Source organism: Lentzea sp. NPDC058436, assembly GCF_042721515.1.
Lineage (GTDB): Bacteria > Actinomycetota > Actinomycetes > Mycobacteriales > Pseudonocardiaceae > Lentzea.
Window position 1 is genome coordinate 1,325,298 of the sequence record NZ_JBHXLF010000001.1, and the last position, 22,756, is coordinate 1,348,053.

The following is a 22,756-nucleotide window of genomic DNA, read 5'->3' on the forward strand; positions in this document are numbered from 1 at the left end:
CGGGTCAGCGCGTCGCGTACCTGGTCAGCACCATCCCGGCGGCGAACACGCGCGTCTCCACCAGGTCCAGGTTCACCCAGTCGTCCAACGCGGCGAAGAACGGCTTGCCGCCGCCCACCAGCACCGGGTGGGTGATGATCTCGTACTCGTCGACCAGCCCGGCCCGCATCGCCGCGCCCGCCAGCGTCGCGCCCCCGACCCTCATCGGCCCGCCGTCCCCGGCCTTGAGCCGGGTGATCTCGGCGATCGCGTCGCCGGTCACGACACGGGTGTTCCAGTCGACCTCGATCGGCGTGGAGGAGAACACGACCTTCGGCGTGTCCCGCCAGTTCCGCGCGAACTCGATCTGCGCCGGAGTGGCGCCCGGCTGCTGGTCACCGGTGGGCCAGTAGGAGCTCATCCCCTCCCACAGCCCGCGTCCGTACAGGAACGTCTCGATCGCCTGTTCCTGTTCGAGCCAGAACTGGAACAGCTCGTCGCTCGACCCGCCCCAGCCGATGTCGCCGTCGGCCGTGGCGACGTAGCCGTCCAGGCTCACGTTCATGCCGTAGATCAGTTTCCGCATGGAGTCATCCTTCCGTCTGAGGCGTATGGACATGCACGACGTAGGAAACTCATCGGCGCGCTGCTTGGATTGGCTCCATGCGAGCCTTGCTGCTCTCCCTGCTCCTGACCGCCTCGTTCGCCGTGCCTGCCCACGCCACCAACGGGTTCGTGGTGCTCAGCGACGTCGACCCCACCATCCGGCACGACATCCGCTACTACACCGCCCACAACTTCGTCGGCACCCGTGTCGACGGCTACCGCGCGCCGCTGTGCATCCTGACCAGGCAGGCTGCCAAGGCGTTGCGGGCCGTGCAGCGCGAGGTGCTCCGGACCGGCCACACGCTCAAGGTCTACGACTGCTACCGGCCGCAGCGCGCGGTCGACCACTTCGTGCGGTGGGCGCGCGACCTCGCCGACCAGCGGATGAAGGCCGAGTTCTACCCGCGCGTCGACAAGACGCGGTTGTTCGAGGACGGCTACATCGCGGAGAAGTCCGGCCACAGCCGCGGGTCGACGCTCGACGTGACGATCGTGAAGCTGCCGCCGCGCCACCAGCGGCCGTACGTGCCGGGGGAGCGGCTGGTGGATTGCGCCGCGCCGAACCGGTTCCCCGACAACACCGTCGACATGGCCACCGGCTACGACTGCTTCGACACGCTCTCGCACACCGACGACCCGCGCGTGACCGGTGAGGCGCGGGACAACCGGCAGTTGCTCAAGTCGGCGATGGCGCGGGCGGGGTTCCGCAACCTGCCCGAGGAGTGGTGGCACTTCACGCTCAACGCCGAGCCGTTCCCCGACACCTACTTCGACTTCCCCGTCACGCGCTGAAGCGTGCCTTCGTCGCCCTCCCGACCGGCAGCGCAGCTCTAAGCCTTGCGCATGCCGTTCCAGATCAGGTCCGTCAGGTCGGCGGTGTGCTCCCGCCAGGAGTCGGCCGGGTTGAGGTAGAACAGCCCGGCCAGTCCTCTCAGGACGGTCTGCGGGTTCAGGTCGTCGCGGACGTTCCCGGCGGCGACGTTCGCGGCGACCAGGGTCGAGACCGCGCCGGCCAACGCCTCGTACGCGTTCGCGGGCAGCTTCTCGCAGGACTTCGTCGCGACGGTCAGTGCGTCGGCCAGGCCGCGCTTGGTCATCATGTAGTGCGCCAGGTACTCGCTGATCCAGGTCCGGAACGCGTCTTCCGGGGAGTGCTCGGCCAGCAGGCGGGGCACCACGTCCACGAGGTGCCGGACCTCGCGCTCGTAGACCGCCAGGATGAGCGACTCCGGCGTCGGGAAGTGCCGGTAGACCGTGCCGACCCCGACTTCCGCCTTCCTCGCGATGGCGTTGAACGACAGTTCCGCGGAGCACGAGAGCGATTCGGCCGCGACCGCGAGGATGCGCTCGTGGTTGCGCCTGGTGTCCGCCCGCCGCGGGCTGACCGACCCCGTCATCGTTCCTCCGCCCGCGATCTGGACCCGCTCAAGGATGCGTAGTGGATTCTCATCCGCTACGTTCGAAAAGGGAAGCGGATAAGAATCCGTTTCGAACCGCGATGAATAGAGATCCGGTGGACATCACCCTCGAAATCAACGGCAGGACCGAACGGCTGACCGTCGATCCGGGCGTCACGCTGCAGGACGCGCTGCACGAACGCCTCGGGCTCACGGGCACCAAGAAGGGCTGCGACCGCGGACAGTGCGGCGCCTGCACGGTGCACGTGGACGGCCGGCCCGTCCTCTCCTGTCTCACCCTCGCCGCCACTGTACGGCGGCCCGTCACCACCGTGGAGGGACTCGCGACCGAGGACGGGCTGCATCCGGTGCAGCAGGCGTTCGTCGACCAGGACGCGCTGCAGTGCGGTTTCTGCACCTCAGGGCAGATCCTGTCGGCGGTCGCCGCGGTGCGCGACGACGTCAGCGACGTCCGGGAGTTCATGTCCGGCAACCTGTGCCGTTGCTCGGCCTACCCGAACATCGTCGCCGCCGTCGAACAGGCGAAGGCGGTGACCGCGCATGCGTCAGTTTGAGCTCACCGCGCCCACGACCATCAACGCCGCCCTCGCCACGCCGGGCACGTTCCTCGCGGGCGGCACCACCCTCGTCGACCTGATGAAGCTGGACGTCCTGACGCCCCAGCACGTCCTGGACATCAACGGCCTCCCGTTGCGCGGCATCGACACCTCCGACGGACTGCGGGTCGGCGCGCTGGAACGGATGGCCGACATCGCCGCGCACCCCGGCGTGTACCCGGCGATCTCCCGCGCCCTGCTGCTGAGCGCGTCGCAGCAGCTGCGCAACATGGCCAGCATCGGCGGCAACCTGATGCAGCGCACTCGCTGCACCTACTTCCGCGACGTCTCCACACCGTGCAACAAGCGCGAACCCGGCAGCGGCTGCCCGGCGATCGCCGGCACGAACCGGATGCACGCCGTCCTCGGCACCAGCGAGCAGTGCGTGGCGACTCACGCGAGTGACGTCGCGGTCGCCCTCGTGGCGCTCGACGCCGAGATCACGCTGGTCAGCGAGGACGGCGAACGCGTCGTCGCGCTGGCCGACTTCTACCGCCCGCCCGGTGACACCCCCGACGTCGAGAACGACCTGCGTCCCGGTGAGCTGATCACCGAGGTGCGCGTCGCGCGCACCGACTGGGCGCACCGCTCCACCTACGTCAAGGTGCGGGACCGCCAGTCGTACGAGTTCGCGCTGTGCTCGGCCGCGGTCGCCCTGGACGTGCGGGACGGGCTCATCGCCGACGCCCGCGTGGCGGCGGGTGGCGTCGCCACCGTGCCGTGGCGGTTGCGCGCGGTCGAGGAGTCGCTGCGCGGCAAGCCGGTCTCCCTCGCGTCGTTCGAGGAGGCCGCCGCCCAGGCCACCGAAGGCGTCAAGCCGTTGGCCCACAACGCTTTCAAGGGCTCGTTGCTCAAGCGGACGATCATCCGCGCTCTGCTGGAACTCACCGAGGGGGAACTCCGATGACGGGCCGCGTGGACGCGCCGCTCAAGGTCACCGGCGAGGCGCGGTACGGGGCCGACCACATCTTCCCCGGCATGGTCTACGGCTATCTCGTGCTCAGCACGATCGCCCACGGCCGGGTCGAGGCCATGGACGTCACGGCCGCGAAAAGCGCCCCAGGCGTGATCGCCGTCTACACGCCGTTCGACCCGCTGGCGCTGAGCAAGCCGATCTCGTTCATCGGTGAGACGTGGGTTCCCCTGCAGGACACCGAGGTCGCCTACTACGGCCAGGTGATCGGGTTCGTGGTCGCGGAGACCTTCGAGCAGGCCCGCGACGCGGCGATGCTCGTCGACGTCACCTACCAGGTGCTTCCCGCCGTGACGTCGCTAACCGGGGGAATGGCCGACGCCGAGGACCCGCCCGGCTCGGGCGACGAGTCGCCGGCGGTGCTGGAACTGCTCGCGGACGGTGTCGCGTCCATCGAGGACGCGTTCGCGGCGAGCCCGGTCGTCGTCGACGCCACCTACAGCACGGCGGCGCAGAACCACGCCCCGATGGAACCGCACTCCGGTGTCGCCGTGTGGCAGGACGGCGTCCTCACCGTGTACAGCGGCAACCAGGCTTCGAACATGCAGGCCGGTGAGCTCGCCAGTGCACTGGGCCTCCAACCGGAACAGGTCCACGCGCTGAACCCGTTCGTCGGCGGCGCCTTCGGTGGCAAGGGGCGCACGTCCGCGCCCGCGTTCCTCGCCGCGGCCGCCGCCAGGGCGCTCGGCCGTCCTGTCAAGGCGGCACTGGCCAGGGAGCAGGTCTTCACCGCCACCGCGGGCAGGGCCTCGACCGTCCAGAGACTCACCCTCGGCGCCGACGAGCACGGCACGCTGATCGCCGTGCGCCACGACTCCTGGTGCAGCACCGCGATGGACCGCTCGTTCGTCGAGTCGACCGGACGCGGGACCTCTGGCCAGTACTACGCCACCCCGAACCTGTCGCTGAGCCAGAAGATCGTGCCGCTGAACCTGCCGCCGACGACGTTCATGCGCGCGCCCGGCGAGGCTCCCGGCTCGTTCGCGCTGGAGAGCGCGATGGACGAACTCGCCATCGCGCTGAACATGGACCCGATCGAGCTGCGGACGCGCAACAACTCGACGGCGCCGATCGGCAGCGACCTGCAGTGGTCGAGCAAGCACCTCGACGAGTGCTTCCGCGTCGGCGCGGACCGGTTCGGCTGGGCGCGACGCACGGCGGGCGGCCGCACCGAGGGGGACTGGCTCGTCGGCATGGGCGTGGCCAGCGCGTTGTTCCCCACCGTGCGCTTCCCGGCCTCGGTCGAGGTCACGCTGCGTGCCGACGGCACCGCGGTCGTCTCGACCAGCGGCGCCGACCCGGGCACGGGTCTGCTGACGGTGCTCGCGCAGGTGGGCGGTGAGTCCCTGGACATCGCGGTGGACCGCGTCGTTCCACAGCTCGGCGACTCCACCTACCCGCCGGGTGGGATGTCCGGCGCCTCCAGCGCCACCGTGAGCGCGGGCACCGCCGTCATGATCGCGGCGGCCCAGGTGATCGACGACCTGCTCGGCCTCGCCTCGGCACCGGGCGCACCGTTCGACGGCGTCGAGGTGTCGTACGAGAGCGGCACCGTGGTCGGCGACGGCCGCGCCCTGACGTTCGGGGAACTCCTGCACGCGCTGGGCCGCGAGTCGCTGTCCGCCACGGGTTCGTCCGCGCCCGGCGAGGAGCTCACCAAGCACTCGTTCAGCTCGTTCGGCGCCCAGTTCTGCGAGGTCAGGGTGCACCGCTGGACCCGAGAGGCGCGGGTGACGCGGCTGCTCGGCGTGTACGACGCGGGCAGGATCATCAACGAGAAGACCGCGCGCAGCCAGATCAGCGGCGGCATGATCTGGGGCGTCTCGGCGGCCCTGCACGAGGCCCTGGAGTTCGACGCGAACGGCAGGCCGGCCAACGGCGACTTCGCGGGATATCTGCTGCCGGTCAACGCGGACATCCCGGACATCGACGTGGAGTTCCTGTCGTACCCCGACACGCTGCACAACACCATCGGCGCCAGGGGCCTCGGTGAGATCGGCGTGGTGGGGCTGGCGGCGGCCGTCGCCAACGCGATCTACAACGCCACGGGGGTCCGGGTCCGGCACATCCCCATCACCATCGAGGACCTGCTGGTCGACTGAGCGGTCCTGCCGCGGGTCGCGGTTCGGGGGCCTGGTGGACGTCGTGAACGGCGTTCACCAGGCCCCCTAGTTTTTCAGCGGCTTTTTGCCCCGCTCACCAACACGGGAGAGGTCTGACTCCGTCCAATGCTGGGCGCCGATAATGTTCACTTATCGGCGCCCAGCTTTTTCACTCCTAATTGGGTAGCGTTGCGTTGGATAACGTTAGTGCACACGTAATTCTGCTACGATACCGCCGTGGAGACGAGCTGCAACTTCCCCGGCTGTGAACGGCCCGTTTTTCGAGGTGGCGGGCCTGGCAGGCCCTCGGAGTACTGCGATCTGCCGGAGCACACGCGGTGGCGGGCGTGGAGGGAGCGGCAGCGGCTGGCGGAAACCCCCGAGCAAAACCTGGAGGTCGTCACCGTGACGAATCTCCCCAGGGTCTCCGGTACCGCCAAGATCAGGGCTGAAGAGCTCCTCGACCGCTTCCGGGTGCTGTCGGAGCAGATGACGCAGACGCTGGGGCGGGCCGTCGATGAGCTGAACGCCATGGCCGACCCGAGCGTCGCCGAGAGCCAGATCCAGGCCGCCGAGGCCGAGGCCGCCCGCCGGGTCGCGGAGGCCCAGGCGGAACTGGCCTCCGCCGAACGTCGCCGGCACGACGCGGAGAAGGCGCGCAAGGCTGCTGAGGAGATGACCGAGCAGGCGGTGCGCGCGGCCGAGGAGGCCGACGACGCCGTGGACACCGCGGTGACCGAGCGGGACGAGGCCCGGGAGGCGGCGCGGGCCGCCGCCGAACGCGCCGAGGCGGAGATCGCCGAGGTCAGGGTGCAGGCGGCGGCGGTGGTCGAGGAGATCCGGGCCGAGGCGGAGCAGGCGAAGGCCGACGCGGTCAAGCACGCGGAGCAGGCCCGGCGGCAGGCGGCGAAGGAGATCGAGCAGGCGCGCGCTGAAGCCCGAACTGAGGTCGAACAGGCACGGGCTGAAGCTCGGACCGAGGTCGAGCAAGCGCGCACCGAGGCCCAGGTCGAGGTCGAACGGGCTCGTGCGGAGGCGCATGCTGCGACGGACCGGGCCGGGGCCGCCGTGCTCGCGGCGGAACAGTCGGCCGATGAGGCACGCGGCGATGCGGCGGCGCAGGTCGAGAAGGCGCGTGCGGAGTCCGTCGAGACCGTCAGCCGGGCCGCGAAGGCGCGGGACCAGGCGGTGGTGCGCGCCGAACGCGCTGAGCAGGCGGCCTCGGACGCGCGCACCGAGCTGGAGCGGTCACGCGGGGAGTTCGAGACGCGGTTCGCGCAGGTCAGGCAGGAGAGCGCGGAGCAGGTGGCGGCGGTGCGGCAGACGTTGGCCGTGGTGGAGGACGCGCGTGCTCAGACGTTGACGCGTGCCGAGCGCGCCGAACGTCAGCTGGACGAGGCCGCCGAGGAGCTGCGGGCGGCGCGGCGGGCGAAGACCTCGTCCTGAGAGGCGGCCATCTCCCGCAGTGCTGACTTGCGTTCGCGCTGGGTGAGCCGGTCGAGGTAGAGCCGGCCGTGCAGGTGGTCGGTCTCGTGTTGCAGGCAGCGGGCGAAGTAGCCCCTGCCCTCGACGACGATCGGGTTGCCGTCCTTGTCCTGACCGCGCACGACGGCGCGGTCAGGCCGGGCGACCACGCGGTACGGGCCCGGCACCGACAGGCAGCCCTCGGGCTCTTCGAGGAGTTTCCGCTGGTCGGAGGGCAGTTCGTCGAGGACTGGGTTGAGGATGTGGCCGACGTGGTGGGTGCCCCGTTCGTCGGTCATGTCCCACACGAACAGCTGCAGGTCGACGCCGACCTGGTTCGCGGCGATGGCGGCGCCCTCGGCCACGTGGTTGGTCGCGATCATGTCGTCGATCAGCCGGGTGAGCTCGGGCGTGCCGAACTCGGTGGTGGCCGCGCGGCAGCGGCGGGTCAGGATCTCTTCGCCCACGACGGTGATGTGGCGCGGTGTGCCTCGGTCGGACATGCTTTGCAAAGTAGCAGTGTTTGCAAAGTTATCGGTAGGGTGGCGTCCATGTCCCGACGGCCGCTTCCTGACCACCCGGTGCGCATCGCGTTGCTGGACCTGCTGGCCGAGCACGGCACGCTGACCTCCACCCAGGCCGCCACGCGGCTGGGCGAGAGTTCCGGGCTGTGCTCGTTCCACCTGCGCAAACTCGCCGAGCTAGGACTGATCGAGGAGGCGCCGCACCAGGGCGGCAAGGCGCGCCCGTGGCAGCTGCGCTGGGAGACCGACGACCAGCCGGCGGCGGACGAGTCGTTCAGCGCGCTGGTCCACGTGACGCCCGACGAGATGGCGGAGATCAGCGCGTCGATCCGGCGCCTGCTGTTCCGCTACCGCGACCGGGGCGCGCGCCCGTCCGGTGCGGTGGCCGTCACGGCGGAGATCAAGTTGCTGACCGGTGACCAAGTACGCTGATCCGCGATGGACGAGTTGAAGGGCGACTGCGCCAACTGCTTCGGGTTGTGCTGCGTCGCGCTGCCGTTCGCCAGGTCGGCGGACTTCGCCGCCACCAAGGACGCGGGCACACCCTGCCGCAACCTGCTGGCCGACCACCGCTGCGGCATCCACGACCAGCTGCGGCAGAAGGGCTACGCCGGCTGCACGGTCTACGACTGCTTCGGCGCGGGCCAGCGCGTCTCGCAGACGGTCTTCGCCGGCGTCGACTGGCGCACCGCGGGACGGCAGCAGATGTTCGCCGTGTTCCCGCTGGTCCGGCAGCTGCACGAACTGCTCTGGTACCTCGCCGAGGCGCGGCGCCTGGACCCGCACGACGACCTCGCGGCGGCGTTCGCCGAGGTCGAGCGGCACACCGTCGCCGCTCCGGACGAGATCCTCGCGCTCGACGTGGCGGAGATCCGGGCGAAGGTGAACGTCCTGCTGCTGCGCACCAGCGAACGGCTGCGGACCAGCGCGAAGTCGTACCGGGGCGCCGACCTGATCGGCGCGCGGCTGCGCAACAAGAACCTCGCCAGCGCCGACTTCCGGGGCGCGTACCTGATCGGCGCGGACCTCACGAACTCCGACCTGTCGCGGGCGGACATGATCGGCGCCGACCTGCGGGGTGCCGATCTGTCGGGGGCTGACCTGAGCACGTGCCTGTTCCTTACCCAGCCGCAGGTCAACGCGGCGCGCGGCAACGACCGCACGAAGCTCCCGGACGCATTGTCCCGGCCCTCGCACTGGCAGCAGCCCTCCCGGCGCCGCTGACCCACCCAGAAGGGTGATTCAACGCTCCTGCCAGCGGTTTCGGTTTGACTGAAAATTCAGTCAGGGTTACCGTGCGGGGTATGAACAGGCGCAACTTCGTGCAGTCGGCGGCCACCGTCATCAGCGGTCTGCTCGCCGGCTGCACCTCCAGCACCACGAGTGCGGCCAGGTCGTGGGTCATGCCCGAGGAGGGCGAACCGCATCGGCGGACGTGGATGGCGTTCGCCGCCAGTGAGCGGATCTGGGGCCGTGACCTGGCGCAGGTGCGGCGTGACCAGGCGACGATCGCGACCACGATCGCCCGGTTCGAGCCGGTGTCGATGCTCGTGCGCGCCGAGGACCTGGAGCTCGCGCGGCCGTTGTTGCCGGGGGTCGAGCTGGTCACCGCGGAGCTCGACGACCTGTGGGTGCGTGACACCGGGCCGGTGTTCGTGCGGGGCGGGGGCGCTGTCGACTTCAACTTCAACGGCTGGGGCGGCAAGCAGGAGCACCGCCGGGACGCGAGGGTCGCCGGGTTCGTCGCCGGCCGGGCCGGTGCGGAGCGGGTGCGCACGGACCTGGTGCTGGAGGGTGGTGCGCTGGAGGTCGACGGTGAGGGCACGGCGATCATCACCGAGAGCTGCGTGCTCAACTCCAACCGCAACCCCGGCTGGAAGAAGGCCGACGTCGAGGAGGAGCTCGCTCACCTGCTGGGGATCAGGAAGGTGATCTGGTTGCCGGGGATCGCCGGGCAGGACATCACCGACGGCCACACGGACTTCTACGCGCGCTTCGCCGGGCCCGGTGTGGTGGTGGCGGGGCTGGACAACGACCCCGAGTCGTTCGACTACGACGTGACGCGCCGGCACCTGGAGATCCTGCGCGGTGCCACCGACGCGGCGGGTCGGCCGTTGCGGGTCGAGGTGCTGGAAGGGCCGGACACCGTGCGGGTGCGCGACGAGGACTTCGCGGCCGGGTACATCAACTTCTACGTGTGCAACGGCGCGGTGGTCGGGCCGGAGTTCGGTGACCGGCGCACGGACGCCGCGGCGAAGGCGACGCTGGAGCGGTTGTTCCCCGGACGTACGGTGGTGCAGATCAACATCGACGGGATCGCGTCGGGTGGTGGGGGCATCCACTGCACGACGCAGCAGGAACCGAAGTGAGGGAGCCGGTGTCGGAGCGCAGGACGCAGATGCTGGAGGCCGCTGTGCGGGTGATCGCGCAGGACGGTGTGCGCGGGTTGCGCGTCGAGAAGCTGGCGGCGCAGGCCGGGGTGTCCACGGCGTTGATCTACTACCACTTCAAGGACCGCGCCGGGATCCTGCGGGCGGCGCTGGAGCACGTCAACCACCGCGCGCAGACCTACACCGGCGAGGTGCGGTCGGATGATCCGCGTGTGCGGGTCGAGCAGATGCTGCTGGCGGAGCTGCAGGACACCGACGTGGTGCGGGAGACCAGCATCGCGTGGGGTGAGCTGCGGGCCAGCGCGGCATTCGACGACGAGCTGCGCGCGACGTTGCGCACGGCCACCGAGGCGTGGAACTCCGACGTCGAAACCCTGGTGCGGCAGGTGGATCCGGGCCTCGACGCGGCAGCCGCGGCCGAGCGGCTCACCGCGCTGGTCGAGGGGCTGAGCGAGCGCTGGCACAGCGGCTCACTGACCCTGCAACGCGCGCGCGAGCTGCTGTCGGGCGCCGTCGAACGCGAACTGCGTTAGACCGACAGCCGCTGCTGGGCGACGGCGCGGGCGAAGCCCTCGACGTTGTCGATCATGATGTTGTGGCCGGTGTTCGGCACGGAGACGAGCTGGACGCCGGCGCCGGCGAGCTCGCGGCCGCCGCTGGGCGGTGCGTCCTCCGGGTACAGGTAGACGCGCGGGATCTCCAGTTCCAGCAACAGCTTGCGCATGGTGGGCGAGGTGCCGCGCACGAGGTCGACGGCGCTGCGGTAGAGCGCTTCGGGGCCTGCCATGCGCATCGTGGCGGCCCAGTGCGGGCCGACGTCGCGCAGCACGCGGTCGAAGCCGTGGCTGAGGAAGTCGGCCTCGCGGTAGGCGGCGATGCCACGGCTGCCGGGCGCGCCGAGCGACGGCGTGGTGGGGTCGATGGTCGGGTCGACGAGCACGAGCGAGCGCACCATCTCGGGGTGGCGCGCGGCGAGCACGATGGCGACGGCGCCGCCCATGCTGTGGCCGATGATCTCGCTGCGGCGCAGCCCGATCTTGGCCAGCGACACGGCGAGGGCGTCGGCGTGGCCTTCGAGCGAGTAGGCGAAACCGCTGGGCCTGTCGCTGATGCCGAAGCCGAGCATGTCCATCATCAGGCTGCGGCGGCCGGCCAGCAGCGGGTGGGCGACGGCCTCCGCGTAGTAGGGAGCGGACGAGGCGCCCAGTCCGTGCAGGTAGACGCGTGCCGGCGTGGCACCCGGCACCTCGACCCAGCGGATCCGGACCCCAGGTCTGATCTCGACGGCACGCATGTCTCTCCCGGCGGTAATCGGTTTCCGGACCCTACCCCGCGCTCGGACCGGTCGAGAGCGGATTCGAGAGTCCGTTCTCGGCTGATCGACGAGCCGCATGGGTGTGGCTGAATCCTATGGCGGCCTGGTAGCGCTCCCGCACGGGAGCACCGCGTGATGTTCGTCCTTTGTGGCGCGGACCGACAGCGACCGAACGGCGGCTTTTAACGCGCGCGGGCCGGTTTTGGCAAGCACTCGCGGCCGGGGGTTCCGGTATGTGGTCGTCGTTGGCCGATGCCGTTCGGGTGCGGATGATGACCACACCCCGCCCTCCGAAGGATTGGACGCCGGCATGCGACAACTCCTCCTCCTCGCGTTGGTGGGCCTGGGCGCCCAGCTCGTCGACGGCAGTCTCGGCATGGCGTACGGCGTGACCTCGACGACGTTGTTGCTGGCGATCGGCACCAATCCCGCGGCGGCGTCGGCGACGGTGCACCTGGCGGAGATCGGCACGACGCTGGCGTCCGGGTTCTCGCACTGGCGCTTCGGCAACGTCGACTGGAAGGTCGTCGCGAAGATCGGCATCCCGGGCGCGGTGGGCGCGTTCGCCGGGGCGACGTTCCTGTCGAGCCTGTCGACGGAGGTGGCGGCGCCGATCATGTCGCTGGTGCTGCTCGCGCTGGGCCTGTACGTGCTGATCCGGTTCACGACGTTCGGGCTGCCCAGGACGAACCTCGGCAAGCCGCTGCGCAAGAGGTTCCTCACGCCGCTGGGCCTGGTCGCCGGGTTCGTGGACTCGACGGGCGGCGGTGGCTGGGGCCCGGTCGGCACGCCCGCGATCCTCGCCAGCGGCCGGTTGGAGCCGCGCAAGACGATCGGGTCGATCGACACCAGCGAGTTCCTCGTCGCGGTGGCGGCGAGCATCGGGTTCATCGTCGGCATCGGCAACGAGGGCGTGAACTACGCGTGGGTGCTCGCGCTGCTGGCGGGCGGCCTGATCGCCGCGCCGATCGCGGCGTGGCTGGTGCGGCACATCCCGCCGCGGGTGCTGGGGGCGGCGGTCGGTGGCGTGATCATCCTGACCAACACCCGCACGTTGCTGCGCAGCGACTGGATCGACGCGAGCGATGCGGTGAAGTGGCCTATCTACGGGCTGATCTACGTGGTGTGGGCGGCGGCGCTGGCGTACTCGATCCAGCAGTACCGGGCGAACCGCGAGGAGGAGCGCAGGGTCGTCGAGGAAGCCGGGAAGAGCGAGCCCGCGAGCGCCTGAGCTCGCTCAGCGTGGTGAAGAAGAAGACGGTGCTGAAGATCGCGGGCGTGGCGGTGACGACGGCGAGCATCGCGAGCCCGAACTGACTGCCGCCCGTCTCGTCGGAAGCGCCGAAGCCGAAGACCCGGAGAACGGCCCAGGTCGCCACGCCGGACCCGGCGACGGCGACCGCGCCCGAAGCCGAGGACCGCGCGTCGGAGGCCGAAGGGTGCCCAGGTGGCGTCCGCGCAGTGCTCGCCGAGCGCGGCCCGCATACTCGAAGCCGTCGAGGTCGACCACGACCATGGCGACCAGCGGCATCAGGAACAGCAGCGCGCCGGCCAGCGCGATCCGCCCGAGGTGCGTGCTCAGCAGAGGTCCCGTACCGATCAACGGTAGAGACGGGGTCTGACACTCCCGGACGGCGCGATCAGGATCCCTGATGGGCCCGTTCGATCCCCAGCGCGGCGCAAGCGGCCGTCACGGTCGCCGCGCGCAGCTCGTCGACCGGGGTGTCGGGGAACTGCATGGTGCAGTCCTGCATGCCGCCGAACGCCAGCACCGCGCGTGCCTGCTGCTCCAGCGACGCCTCCGGCCCGAACACGAGCCGGGTGAGGCGGGCGCGCCAGGACAGCACGACGTCGATGAGGCCGAGCTCCGCGAGCGTGGTCAGCTCGGTGAGCAGCAGCATCATGTCCTTGCGGTGGCGGTGGTGGAAGTCGAAGAAGCCCTCGACGAGCTCGATCGCCGACACGTCGGCACGGTCCTCCATGCGTGCGAGGAACCCCTCGCCGTCGTCGAGCAGCGGGGTGACGATGCTGCGGACGAGGTCCTCGCGTGAGGCGAAGTGGTAGTAGAGCGCGGGTTTGGTGATGCCGAGGCGGTCGGCGATCTCCTGCAGGCTGGTCTGCTGCACGCCCTGGGTCGCGAACAGTTCCCGTGCGGTCTGCAAGATGCGCTGCTTGGTGTCGGACTTGGCCACGCGCCGAATCTTACTTAACGGTCGGTAAGTCGGAGTGCTAGAGTCGGCGGCTCAGCTTACCGACCGTTAAGTAAGGGGGTGTGACGTGCGGATACTCGTTTCCGGGGCCAGCATCGCCGGTCCGGTGCTGGCCTACTGGCTCACCCGGCACGGGCACGAGGTGACGGTGGTCGAACGCTCACCGGTGCTGCGCAAGACCGGCGGACACGCGGTGGACCTGTTCACGCCGGCGATGGAGATCTCCGAACGCATGGGCGTGCTGCCGCGCATCGAGGCGTTGGCCACCGGGACGACGCGGCTGACGTTCGTGCGCGAGGGGACGCGCAGGCCGGTCACCGCGGACGTGACGAAGCTGTTCGTGGCGGCGTCGGACCGGCACGTCGAGGTGATGCGCGACGACCTGAGCGAGATCTACTACGACGCCACGCGCGCGGACGTCGAGTACGTGTTCGGCGACTCGATCACGTCGATCGGCGACGACGGCGGCGTGACGTTCGAGAACGGGGCTGTGCGGCGGTTCGACCTGGTGGTCGGGGCGGACGGGCTGCACTCGAACGTGCGGCGGCTGGTGTTCGGCGAGGTCGCGACGACGTTCGTGGGCGCGTATCTGGCCGTGTTGTCCGTGCCTCGCGAACTGGGCGAGCCGGGGGCGATGACCGGGCACATCGGGCCGGGGCGCAGTGCTGCGATGTACGGGGCACGGCACCTGGACGACGCACGGGCCGTGTTCCTGTTCCGCTCGCCCGAACTCGCCTGCCACCACCGGGACGTGCCGCGGCACAAGCAGCTGCTGCGCGAGGCGTTCGCGGGGCTGCACCCGCAGGTGGACGAGTGGATGTCCTACCTGGACTCCGGGCGGGCGTTCTACTTCGACTCGATCACGCAGCTGACGCAGGACACCTGGTCACGCGGGCGGGTGGCGCTGGTCGGCGACGCCGGGTACTGCCCCGGTCCGGCGATCGGCGGCAGCACGAGCCTCGCGGTGCTGGGCGCGTACGTGCTGGCCGGTGAGCTGGCGGCGGGCGCGGACCACGAGGCGGCGTTCGCGCGCTACGAGAACGAGATGCGCGACGTGGTGCACCGCAGCAGGGCGTTCGCGCTCGGGATGGCCAAGACGCTGATCCCGTCCTCACGGCTGGGCGTGTGGGGGCTGACGCGGGGCGCGCAGCTGCTCACGGCGTTGCCGTCGTGGCTGGTGCGGCCGCTGGCCAAGCTGAACTCGAAGGGCGTGCGCCTGCACGACTCGATGCGGGTGCGCGACTACGAGGTTCAGGGCGCCGGCGTACCGGCGCCCTGAACTCTCAGGTCAGAACTGCAGGCTCCACTTGTCGAGGAACCCGGTGTCCTGGTTGGCGTTGTCGTTGACCCTCAGCTGCCAGGTGCCGTTGGCGACCTCGCTGGAGGCGTTGACGGTGTAGGTGGTGTTGATGTTGTCCGTGCCGCCGCCCGCGCGGTTGTGCAGGACGTAGACGGAGCCGTCCGGGGCGATCAGGTCCACCTTCAGGTCGCCCTGGTAGGTGTGCTTGATATCCACGGCGACCTTGAGCGTCGTCGGGGCGTTGCCCGTCACGCCGGACACGGTGATCGGCGAGTTGATCGTGGTGTTGTCGCGGATCTGGAAGTCCGCGGCGTTCTCGAAGAACTTGCCACCGGGGTCGGGCGGGTTCACGCCGCAGTACTGCGCTTCCTTGCCGATCGCCTCGTACGGACAGTCGGCGCGCTCCAGCAGCTGCAGCACGGCCTCCTTGTTGCGGGAGGTCTGCGCCGGGATCACCTCGTCGGGCGGGTAGAAGCCGCCACCGCCGGCGCTGCCGGGGTACATCTCGAAGGTGTAGGCGAAGACGCCCTGCGCACCCCACAGCCAGTCCGGGATCGACCCGTCGGTGATGTACAGGTCGCTGGACTGCTCGGGGGTGTAGCCGTTGCTCTGCGCCATCGACTGGCCGATGGTGGCGAACGTGTCGCGCTGGTCCTGGGTCAGGCCCGGTGCGATGTCGTCGTAGGTCCAGCCCCACGGCCACAGGATGAGCTCGCTGTAGGTGTGGAAGTCGATCGCCGCGCTGATCTGCTGCTTGCCGCCGACGTTGCGGCCGCGCACGAAGTCGGCCACGACCTTCACCTCGGGCGCGGACTCCGCGCTCGGCCCGCGGTAGGTCTCCGACCCGGTGCTGCCGCTGGAACCGCCGCAGCAGCCCCACTTGTAGTTCCAGTTGCGGTTGAGGTCGGTGCCGACGTTGCTGGAACCGGCGTTGGGCTGCCGGTTCTTGCGCCACGACCGGTAGCTGCCGGTCGCGATGTCGTACTCGCCGCCGTCGGGGTTGACGTCCGGGATGATCCAGATCTCGCGGGTGTCCACGAGGCCCTTGATGCGCGCGTCGGTCGCGTACTGGGTCGTGAACTGGTTGATCAGGTACAGCGCCATCTCGACGGTGAGGTGCTCACGGGCGTGCTGGTGGTGCGTGAACAGCACCTCCGGCTCGTTCTCGTCCACGCCGACGTTGTCGCTGATCTTGAGGGCGACGATGTCGCGGTTCTCGTAGGACTTGCCGATGACCTGCTTGCTGATCAGGTTCGGGTACGCCGCGACGGCGTTGTTGATCGCCGTCGTCATCTCGGCGTAGTTGTGGTAGTTCGAGTCCGCCGCGGGGAAGTCGAACGGGCCGACGGCCGAGTTCGCCTCCATCCGCTTGGGCAGCTCGGTGACCTCGAACCCTTGCGCCCGCAGGCTCTTCGCCTCGCGTCCGGTCGCGGTGATCACGACGATGCCGTGCTCCTCGACCGAGTCGATGGCGGCACCGGACTTGGCGAGCTTGGTGCGCTGTTCAGCGGTGCGAACGTTGCTGACCTGGTAGTTCGTCGACGACTCCTCGGCGCCGGGTGCCGCGCCGGTGGGCACGCCTCCCATGGCGAACACGACGCTCGCGGCGACCGTGACCCCGATCAGGGGTCTGAGATGGCTCTTTCGCATGCAGGGCAACCCTTTCGTACCACGTGCAGGGACATGGCTCCGCAATGTTTAGTCCGTGTGAAGGCTCACTGTCAGCCCGCCATTCGTATGGGGTTGGCTGGTGGGATGACGCGCTACGACGCTGTGGAGGCCGGTGCGTACCGGCTGGCCCGTGAGATTCCGCTCGACATGCTGTCGCCGTGGCGGGAGGCGGTGCGGCCGTACTTCGTGCCGGGACGCGCGGTGCTGGACCTGGGGGCCGGGACGGGGTTGTTCGTGCGGGCGTTCGCGGAGTGGTTCCCGGAGGTGTCGGTGGTGGCGGTGGAGCCGTCGGCGGACATGCGCGCGGCGTCGGGGCTGCCGATGCTGACCGGGGACGCGTGCGCCATCCCGTTGCCGGACGCGTCGGTGGACGTGGTGTGGATGTCGACGGTGATCCACCACGTCCGGGACCTGCCCGCGGCCGGGCGCGAGTTGCGGCGGGTGCTGCGGCCGGGCGGTGTGGTGGTGTTGCGGTCGTTGTTCCGCGAGCGCCACGAGGGGATCGGGTTGTTCCGGTTCTTCCCCGAGGCCGTGCGCGGGCTGCCCGGTTTCCCGACGGTGGCCGAGGTGGCGGACGGTCTGGGGTTCGCGGTGGCGCGGCTGGAGCCGGTGGGTCAGGTGACGGCGTCGTCGCTGGCGGACAAGGCGTCGTCGGTGCGGCAGGAGGCGGACACGCTGCTGCGTTCGTTGTCGGCGGACGAGTTCGAGGCGGGCAGGGAACGGCTGCGGGCGGCGGCCGCGGTGGAGTCCGGGCCGGTGGTCGACCACCTGGACCTGCTGGTGCTCACCACCGTCGGCCCAGGCGCGTCGGCGTAAATCGCCGTCGCGGCCGGGCGCGCTCTGCAAGGGTGACGGGCATGGCCTCAGACCCGAAAGCCGACCTGCACCGCTACCTCAAGACCGCGCGCGAGTCGTTCCTGTGGAAGCTCGACGGCCTCTCGGAGTACGACGTGCGCCGCCCGCTCACCCCGACGGGCACGAACCTGCTGGGGCTGGCCAAGCACCTGGCGTGGGTCGAGGCGGGGTACTTCGGTGACTGCCTGGGCCGCCCGTTCCCGGAGAAGGCGCCGTTCGACCTCGACGCCGACCCGAACTCGGACATGTTCGCCACCGCGGACGAGTCGCGCGAGTCCGTGCTGGGCCTGTTCGCGCGGGCGACGGCGTTCGCGGACACCACGATCGAGGAGCTGCCGCTGGACGCGCCGGGTGTGGTGCCGTGGTGGCCGGAGGAGCGCAAGTACGTGACGCTGCACCTGCTGCTGGTGCACGAGATCGCGGAGGTGAACCGGCACGCGGGGCACGCGGACATCCTGCGGGAGGGCCTCGACGGGGTGGCCGGGCTGCGGGCGGGCAACTCGAACCTGCCGGAGCAGGACTGGCAGGCGTACTGGGACCGGCTGGAGCTGGAGGCGCGCAAGGCGTCCGGGCAGGCGTGACGGGCGCGTTCACGTGCTGGAATCGCGGCTGACAGGGCGGCCGGGGCGATCAATACTGCGAAGCATGGGTAAGGAATACGAGCGCATCGAGCCGCGGCTGTGGAAGTTCATCGAGGAGCAGAAGGTGTTCTTCGTGGCCAGCGCGCCGCTGGCCGGTGACGGGCACGTCAACCTCTCGCCCAAGGGCCGGCAGGGCACGCTGCGGATCCTCGACGACCGCACGGTGGCCTACCTCGACTTCGGCGGCAGTCACGCCGAGACGATCGCGCATCTGCGGGAGAACGGCCGCATCACGCTGATGTGGTGTGCGTTCGACGGGCCGCCGACCATCCTGCGCGTGCACGGCCGCGGTGAGCCGGTGTTCCGCGACGACCCGCGGTTCGCCGGGCTGGTGGCGGGGTTCGGGGAGGCGGACGGGCCCGCGTTGCGGGCGGTGGTCGTGGTGACGGCGGAGATGATCAGCGACTCGTGCGGGTTCGCGGTGCCGTTCATGGACTACCGGTCGGAGCGCGACCTGCACGCGGACTACTTCGGTCGCAAGAGCGACGAGGAGTTCCGCGAGTACACGAACAAGAAGCCGTACAACATCGCGAGCATCGACGGTCTGCCCGCCGTGCAACTGCCGTTGCCGCCGCGCTGAGAAAGTTTCTTCGCGGGCGATGTCGAGAGCGTCGTGGCGGCTCCGTCCCTGGGGCATGACGATGACGCGGAGCGAGATCACCGAGGTTCTGGACCGGCCGTACAGCAGGGAGCTGCTGCACCGCGACCTGTGCCGGCTGGCGTACGTGGCGAAGGACGGCACGCCGCGGTCGATCCCGATCGCGTTCGCCTGGAACGGCGAGCAGCTGGTGCTGTGCACCTCGACGAACGCGCCGAAGCTGCACGCGCTGCGGGCCAACCCGGCGGTGGCGCTGACGATCGACACCGAGGTGCATCCGCCGAAGATCCTGCTGATCCGCGGCACGGTCGAGCTGGACGTGGTCGACGGCATCCCGGACGAGTACTTGCAGATGAACGGCAGCTACGAGATGACCGCGGAACAGCGGGTGGTGTGGGAGCGGGAGGTCCGCTCGCTCTACGACGGCATGGTGCGGATCGTGGTGACGCCGACGTGGGCGAAGCTGATCGACTTCGAGACGACGCTGCCCAGCGCGGTGCAGGAGCTGGTGCAGCGGCGGTCAGCTCGACAGGAAGCGGTCCAGGACGCGCACGCCGAACTCCAGGCCTGAGACGGGGACGCGTTCGTCGACGCCGTGGGCCATCGCGCGGTAGTCGAACCCGGCGGGCAGTTGCAGGGGTGAGAAGCCGTAGCAGTGGATGCCGAGCTGGCTGAAGGCCTTGGCGTCGGTGCCGCCGCCGAGGCAGTAGGGCACGACGTGGGCGGCGGGGTCCTCGTCGCGCAGGGCGTCGGCCATGGCGGTGAACCAGGGCGTGTCGATCGGGGCCTCGACGGGCGGCTGGTGTTCGAGGAACTCGCGGGTGACGCCGGGTGAGAGCAGCGAGTCGATGTCGGCGACGAGCTCGTCGACGGTGCCGGGCAGGGTGCGGACGTCGAGCTGCGCGGTGGCGGTGCCGGGGATGACGTTGACCTTGTACCCGGCGGACAGCATCGTCGGCGTGGTCGAGCAGCGCACGGTGTTCTCCACCAGCTTCGCCGCGGGGCCGAGGCGGGCCAGCGTGCCGTCGACGTCGTCGAGGTCGACCTCCACCCCGAGCGCCTTGCCCGCGCCCACGAGGAACGCCTCGACGGTCGGCGTGAGCCGGACGGGGTGGCGGAACGCCGCGATCCGCGCCAGGGTCGTGACGAGCGCGGTGACCGCGTTCTCGTCGTTGCGCCGCGACCCGTGCCCGGCGCGTCCGGTGGCGGTGAGCCTCATGTGCGAGGTGCCGCGTTCGGCGGTGCCGACCGGGTAGAGCCGCACGCCGTCGACGTCGTAGGAGAACGCGCCGGACTCGCTGATCGCGGCCTCGACCCCGGCGAAGTGCGCGGCGTGGTGCTCCACGAGCCAATGCGCCCCGTAGGCGCCCTGGTCCTCCTCGTCGGCGACGAACGCCAGCACCACGTCGCGGCGCGGCCGGCGGCCCTCGGTGTGCCAGCGGTCGAGGACGGCCAGCGTCATCGCGGCCATGTCCTTCATGTCGACCGCGCCCCGGCCGTGCACGAACCCGTCGCGGATCTCGCCGGCGAACGGGTCGAAGCTCCACTCGGCCGGGTCGGCGGGCACGACGTCGAGGTGGCACTGGACCAGCACGGCGGGCAGCGACGGATCGATGCCGTGCACGCGGGCCAGGACGTTGGTGCGCCGCGGGGCCGGTTCGAGCAACGTCGAGTGCACGCCACTGTCCTGCAGGATCGCCGCGACGTGCTCGGCGGCCTCCCGCTCGCCGGCGGAGTCGCCGCCGCCTCGGTTGGTGGTGTCGAAGCGGATCAGCTGCGCGCACACCTGCGCGACGTCGAGCGCCATGAATCCCACCGTATCCGTCGCCGTCGTGTGGAATCGTCACGGGCCTGTGCCGATCACCTGGGGGACACCGGTGCACCTGCAGAAGGCCCTGGAAGGGCTCGCTCTCAACCCGGTGCTGCCCGAGGGACTAGTCCGCCGCCTGATCGCCCACCGCCGGGGCGAGGTCGCGGCACGGCCGGACCTCACGACCGGGCTGATCGACGAGATGATCGGCACGGGCGAGCCGCGGCTGCTGCGCGCGCTGGCGTTCAACGAGCGCCTGCCCGAGTCGTTCCGGCTCCGGCTGGCCCGCCATCCCGATGCGGCCGTGCTCGCCGCTCTCGCGGCCGGCTGCCGCCACGGCACGGCGCGCGAGGTGTTCGAGCTGCTGCTGACCGCCTCCGAACCGACGACCCGCAAGTTCCTCGCCGAGAACAAGGCCATGCCCGACGACCTGCGGGAACGTCTCGCCGCCGACCCAAGCGCCGAGGTCAGGGCGACGCTGGCCCGTCACTGGCCGGCCGCACCGGAGCACGTGCGGCGCGCCCTGCTGACCGACGCGGACGACGGTGTCCGGGAGGCGGCGTGCTCGGCCCACCACCCCGGTCTGCCCCTCCCGGACCTGGTTCCCGCCCTGCTGGCGGATCCGGTCACCAGGGCCGGGGTGGTTCGCCACCTCGCCCTCGACGAGCGGACGGCCCGGTGGCTGGCGCAGGACCCCGACGCGGACGTGCGGGTGGAGCTGGCCAGGCACCCGCGGTTGCCGGCGGAGCTGCGTGACGTGCTCGGCGCCGATGCGAACCCGCGGGTCAGGGTCGGGGTGTTCCAGCGGCAGGACACCCCCGAACCGCTGCGGGCGGCCATCCACGCAGATCTCGGCGCCGTGCCCCTGTCGTTCGGCGGCGACGAGCAGCTCGAACGGGCGGTGGCGTCCGGTGAGCTGCGGATGCTGCGCCTGGAGTGGGTGCGAGCCGACCCGTTGCCGCACGTCGGCTCGCCGTACCCGTGTTTCCGCGCCTCGGCGGCCTCCAGTCACGAGGCGCTGCCCCCGGAGGCGGTCGCCCGGCTGCTCGCCGACGACGAGCAGGACATCCGGTGGATCATGGCCGAGCACGCCCCGCACCTGGTGGACGCGGCGACCGCGGAGCGCATGGACCGCGAGTTCAATCCCGCGGACACGAATTTCGCCCCGTGGCGGCCGGCGGACGTGCTGAGGTTCCCGGCGCAGGTGCTGCGCCGGTTCGCCACCGACCCCGACCCGCGGATGCGGTGCCTGGCGCCGCGTGACCCAGACCTGCCCGGCGGGATCGCCGCCGCGCTGGCCGCCGATCCCGCCGCCGAGGTGCGGCACGCGGTCGCCGGCCACCACAACCTGCCGGAGCACGCACTGGTCGCGTTGCTCGACGACCCCGACGAACGGACCGTCCACGCGGCGGCCGGGTCGCTGTGGTTGCCGGTGCGGGAGATGGAACGGCTGCTGCGGCTCGCGGAGCTGTAGTCAGCCGTAGAGGTCCTCGACGGCCGCGCCCGCGATGTGCGTGACCACCTTGAACGCCTTCATGGCCTCGGTCATCGACGCGGCGTCGAACCCGACCCGGCGCGCCCCGAGCAGCTCGACGGTCGGCACGATCGCGGCGGCCTCCGCAAGGTGCGAGGCGTCGAACTCCACCTCGATCCGGTGCGGCGCAACGACGGCCTCGCCGCGGCCCGCCGACGCCATGGACGCGGTCGAGGCCTCTGTGATCTGTGAAGAAGTCACGGCGGGTGGCAGGCACACAGCGGCGTAGCGCGACACGCACTCCTTGACCGCGACCGTCCACGCCGAGGCGGCGTAGGAGACGGCGTCGGCGCACGTGAGGTCGTCACCGGTCACGAGCAGCACGGGAACGCCGTGCTCGGCGGCCAGAGCGGCGTTGAGCCTGCCTTCGGAGGCGAGGACTCCGTCGAGCCACACGCCGGTGACGGAGTTCTCCATGTAGGTGTGGGCGAGCACGCCTCGGGTGCCCGCGCCGGTGTGGTAGCCGAGGAAGACGACACCGTCCACATCGGAGTCGATACCTTGCATCATCGACAGCGGTTTGTGGCGGCCGGTGAGCAGTCGTGCCGAGGCGTGGAGGTCTTCGAGCAGGAGGTTGCGTTGCGAGGAGTGGGCCTCGTTGACGATCACCTGGGTCGCGCCGCCGGCGAGCAGGCCGGTGACGCAGGCGTTGACGTCCGCTGTGAGCAGGCGCCGGAACCGTTGCCACTGCTCGGTGCCGGGAACGACGTCCCCGGTCCAGGTGACTCCGGTGGCGCCTTCCATGTCCGCCGAGATCATGATCCGCACAT

The 22,756-nt window shown here is 70.5% G+C and carries 25 protein-coding genes; 17 read left to right on the forward strand and 8 right to left on the reverse strand.

Going from position 1 to position 22,756, the window contains the following annotated elements:
- Positions 1-4: 4 nt before the first annotated feature.
- Positions 5-565, reverse strand: a complete 561-nt coding sequence (locus ACFWN2_RS05280) for a dihydrofolate reductase family protein (protein WP_382425017.1) — start codon at positions 563-565, stop codon at positions 5-7.
- 77 nt (positions 566-642) lie between these two features.
- Between ACFWN2_RS05280 and ACFWN2_RS05285 the strand changes: the two genes are divergently transcribed.
- Entirely contained in the window at positions 643-1,377 is a 735-nt protein-coding gene (locus ACFWN2_RS05285; protein WP_382425018.1) for a M15 family metallopeptidase, read from the forward strand.
- Positions 1,378-1,415: 38 nt separating this feature from the next.
- Here ACFWN2_RS05285 and ACFWN2_RS05290 read toward each other — a convergent pair whose 3' ends face one another.
- Positions 1,416-1,982 (reverse strand): TetR/AcrR family transcriptional regulator, encoded by a 567-nt coding sequence (locus ACFWN2_RS05290; RefSeq protein ID WP_382425019.1) that lies wholly within the window; start codon positions 1,980-1,982, stop codon positions 1,416-1,418.
- Between the two features lie 116 nt (positions 1,983-2,098).
- Between ACFWN2_RS05290 and ACFWN2_RS05295 the strand changes: the two genes are divergently transcribed.
- From ACFWN2_RS05295 to ACFWN2_RS05310, 4 genes are all read left to right on the forward strand, one after another.
- Entirely contained in the window at positions 2,099-2,557 is a 459-nt protein-coding gene (locus ACFWN2_RS05295) for a (2Fe-2S)-binding protein (RefSeq protein WP_382425020.1), read from the forward strand.
- Positions 2,544-3,506 carry an FAD binding domain-containing protein gene (locus ACFWN2_RS05300; RefSeq protein WP_382425021.1) on the forward strand — a complete coding sequence of 321 codons (963 nt, stop codon included), beginning with the start codon at positions 2,544-2,546 and terminating at the stop codon, positions 3,504-3,506. Before ACFWN2_RS05295 ends, ACFWN2_RS05300 begins: the two co-directional genes overlap by 14 nt.
- A complete protein-coding gene (locus tag ACFWN2_RS05305; RefSeq protein WP_382425022.1) occupies positions 3,503-5,674 on the forward strand; it encodes a xanthine dehydrogenase family protein molybdopterin-binding subunit in 2,172 nt (723 codons plus the stop codon). Before ACFWN2_RS05300 ends, ACFWN2_RS05305 begins: the two co-directional genes overlap by 4 nt.
- Positions 5,675-6,079: 405 nt before the next feature.
- Positions 6,080-7,120, forward strand: a complete 1,041-nt coding sequence (locus ACFWN2_RS05310; RefSeq protein ID WP_382425023.1) for a hypothetical protein — start codon at positions 6,080-6,082, stop codon at positions 7,118-7,120.
- Here ACFWN2_RS05310 and def read toward each other — a convergent pair.
- Entirely contained in the window at positions 7,060-7,641 is a 582-nt protein-coding gene (gene def / locus ACFWN2_RS05315) for a peptide deformylase (RefSeq protein ID WP_382425024.1), read from the reverse strand. The two genes, ACFWN2_RS05310 and def, sit on opposite strands and share 61 nt — an antisense overlap.
- A 48-nt stretch (positions 7,642-7,689) precedes the next feature.
- Between def and ACFWN2_RS05320 the strand changes: the two genes are divergently transcribed.
- The 4 genes from ACFWN2_RS05320 to ACFWN2_RS05335 all read left to right on the forward strand — a co-directional run bounded on the left by ACFWN2_RS05320 (position 7,690) and on the right by ACFWN2_RS05335 (position 10,585).
- Positions 7,690-8,094 (forward strand): helix-turn-helix domain-containing protein, encoded by a 405-nt coding sequence (locus tag ACFWN2_RS05320; protein ID WP_382425025.1) that lies wholly within the window; start codon positions 7,690-7,692, stop codon positions 8,092-8,094.
- A 6-nt stretch (positions 8,095-8,100) separates the two neighbouring features.
- On the forward strand, positions 8,101-8,886 hold the full coding sequence (locus ACFWN2_RS05325; RefSeq protein ID WP_382425026.1) for a pentapeptide repeat-containing protein: 786 nt from the start codon (positions 8,101-8,103) through the stop codon (positions 8,884-8,886).
- Positions 8,887-8,966: 80 nt separating this feature from the next.
- Positions 8,967-10,031 carry an agmatine/peptidylarginine deiminase gene (locus ACFWN2_RS05330; protein ID WP_382425027.1) on the forward strand — a complete coding sequence of 355 codons (1,065 nt, stop codon included), beginning with the start codon at positions 8,967-8,969 and terminating at the stop codon, positions 10,029-10,031.
- Positions 10,028-10,585, forward strand: a complete 558-nt coding sequence (locus ACFWN2_RS05335; protein ID WP_382425028.1) for a TetR/AcrR family transcriptional regulator — start codon at positions 10,028-10,030, stop codon at positions 10,583-10,585. Before ACFWN2_RS05330 ends, ACFWN2_RS05335 begins: the two co-directional genes overlap by 4 nt.
- On the opposite strand, the gene ACFWN2_RS05340 is transcribed toward ACFWN2_RS05335, so the two are convergent.
- Positions 10,582-11,346 (reverse strand): alpha/beta fold hydrolase, encoded by a 765-nt coding sequence (locus ACFWN2_RS05340; RefSeq protein WP_382425029.1) that lies wholly within the window; start codon positions 11,344-11,346, stop codon positions 10,582-10,584. The genes ACFWN2_RS05335 and ACFWN2_RS05340 overlap by 4 nt on opposite strands.
- Positions 11,347-11,677: 331 nt before the next feature.
- Here ACFWN2_RS05340 and ACFWN2_RS05345 point away from each other — a divergent pair, with 331 nt between their 5' ends.
- Positions 11,678-12,598, forward strand: coding sequence for a sulfite exporter TauE/SafE family protein (locus ACFWN2_RS05345; RefSeq protein WP_382425030.1), 921 nt, complete (start codon positions 11,678-11,680; stop codon positions 12,596-12,598).
- A gap of 216 nt (positions 12,599-12,814) precedes the next feature.
- On the forward strand, positions 12,815-12,976 hold the full coding sequence (locus ACFWN2_RS05350; protein ID WP_382425031.1) for a hypothetical protein: 162 nt from the start codon (positions 12,815-12,817) through the stop codon (positions 12,974-12,976).
- Between the two features lie 31 nt (positions 12,977-13,007).
- Here the strand turns inward: ACFWN2_RS05350 and ACFWN2_RS05355 are convergent, their stop codons facing one another.
- Positions 13,008-13,559, reverse strand: a complete 552-nt coding sequence (locus tag ACFWN2_RS05355; protein WP_382425032.1) for a TetR/AcrR family transcriptional regulator — start codon at positions 13,557-13,559, stop codon at positions 13,008-13,010.
- 85 nt (positions 13,560-13,644) lie between these two features.
- Between ACFWN2_RS05355 and ACFWN2_RS05360 the strand changes: the two genes are divergently transcribed.
- On the forward strand, positions 13,645-14,856 hold the full coding sequence (locus ACFWN2_RS05360; protein ID WP_382425033.1) for an FAD-dependent monooxygenase: 1,212 nt from the start codon (positions 13,645-13,647) through the stop codon (positions 14,854-14,856).
- Between the two features lie 9 nt (positions 14,857-14,865).
- On the opposite strand, the gene ACFWN2_RS05365 is transcribed toward ACFWN2_RS05360, so the two are convergent.
- Positions 14,866-16,527: a M14 family metallopeptidase gene (locus ACFWN2_RS05365; protein WP_382425034.1), complete on the reverse strand. Its 1,662-nt coding sequence runs from the start codon at positions 16,525-16,527 to the stop codon at positions 14,866-14,868.
- 105 nt (positions 16,528-16,632) lie between these two features.
- On the opposite strand from ACFWN2_RS05365, the gene ACFWN2_RS05370 reads away from it, so the two are divergent.
- The 4 genes from ACFWN2_RS05370 to ACFWN2_RS05385 all read left to right on the forward strand — a co-directional run bounded on the left by ACFWN2_RS05370 (position 16,633) and on the right by ACFWN2_RS05385 (position 19,213).
- Positions 16,633-17,364, forward strand: a complete 732-nt coding sequence (locus tag ACFWN2_RS05370) for a class I SAM-dependent methyltransferase (protein ID WP_382425035.1) — start codon at positions 16,633-16,635, stop codon at positions 17,362-17,364.
- Positions 17,365-17,405: 41 nt separating this feature from the next.
- Complete coding sequence (locus tag ACFWN2_RS05375) at positions 17,406-17,984, forward strand: DinB family protein (protein WP_382425036.1); 579 nt, start codon at positions 17,406-17,408, stop codon at positions 17,982-17,984.
- Between the two features lie 64 nt (positions 17,985-18,048).
- Complete coding sequence (locus ACFWN2_RS05380; protein WP_382425037.1) at positions 18,049-18,624, forward strand: pyridoxamine 5'-phosphate oxidase family protein; 576 nt, start codon at positions 18,049-18,051, stop codon at positions 18,622-18,624.
- Between the two features lie 61 nt (positions 18,625-18,685).
- Positions 18,686-19,213: a pyridoxamine 5'-phosphate oxidase family protein gene (locus ACFWN2_RS05385; RefSeq protein WP_382425594.1), complete on the forward strand. Its 528-nt coding sequence runs from the start codon at positions 18,686-18,688 to the stop codon at positions 19,211-19,213.
- Here the strand turns inward: ACFWN2_RS05385 and ACFWN2_RS05390 are convergent.
- Positions 19,163-20,449, reverse strand: coding sequence for a M20/M25/M40 family metallo-hydrolase (locus tag ACFWN2_RS05390; protein WP_382425038.1), 1,287 nt, complete (start codon positions 20,447-20,449; stop codon positions 19,163-19,165). The two genes, ACFWN2_RS05385 and ACFWN2_RS05390, sit on opposite strands and share 51 nt — an antisense overlap.
- On the opposite strand from ACFWN2_RS05390, the gene ACFWN2_RS05395 reads away from it, so the two are divergent.
- Positions 20,448-21,926, forward strand: coding sequence for a hypothetical protein (locus ACFWN2_RS05395; protein ID WP_382425039.1), 1,479 nt, complete (start codon positions 20,448-20,450; stop codon positions 21,924-21,926). The genes ACFWN2_RS05390 and ACFWN2_RS05395 overlap by 2 nt on opposite strands.
- On the opposite strand, the gene ACFWN2_RS05400 is transcribed toward ACFWN2_RS05395, so the two are convergent.
- On the reverse strand, positions 21,927-22,754 hold the full coding sequence (locus ACFWN2_RS05400) for a M55 family metallopeptidase (RefSeq protein WP_382425040.1): 828 nt from the start codon (positions 22,752-22,754) through the stop codon (positions 21,927-21,929).
- Positions 22,755-22,756 lie beyond the last annotated feature (2 nt).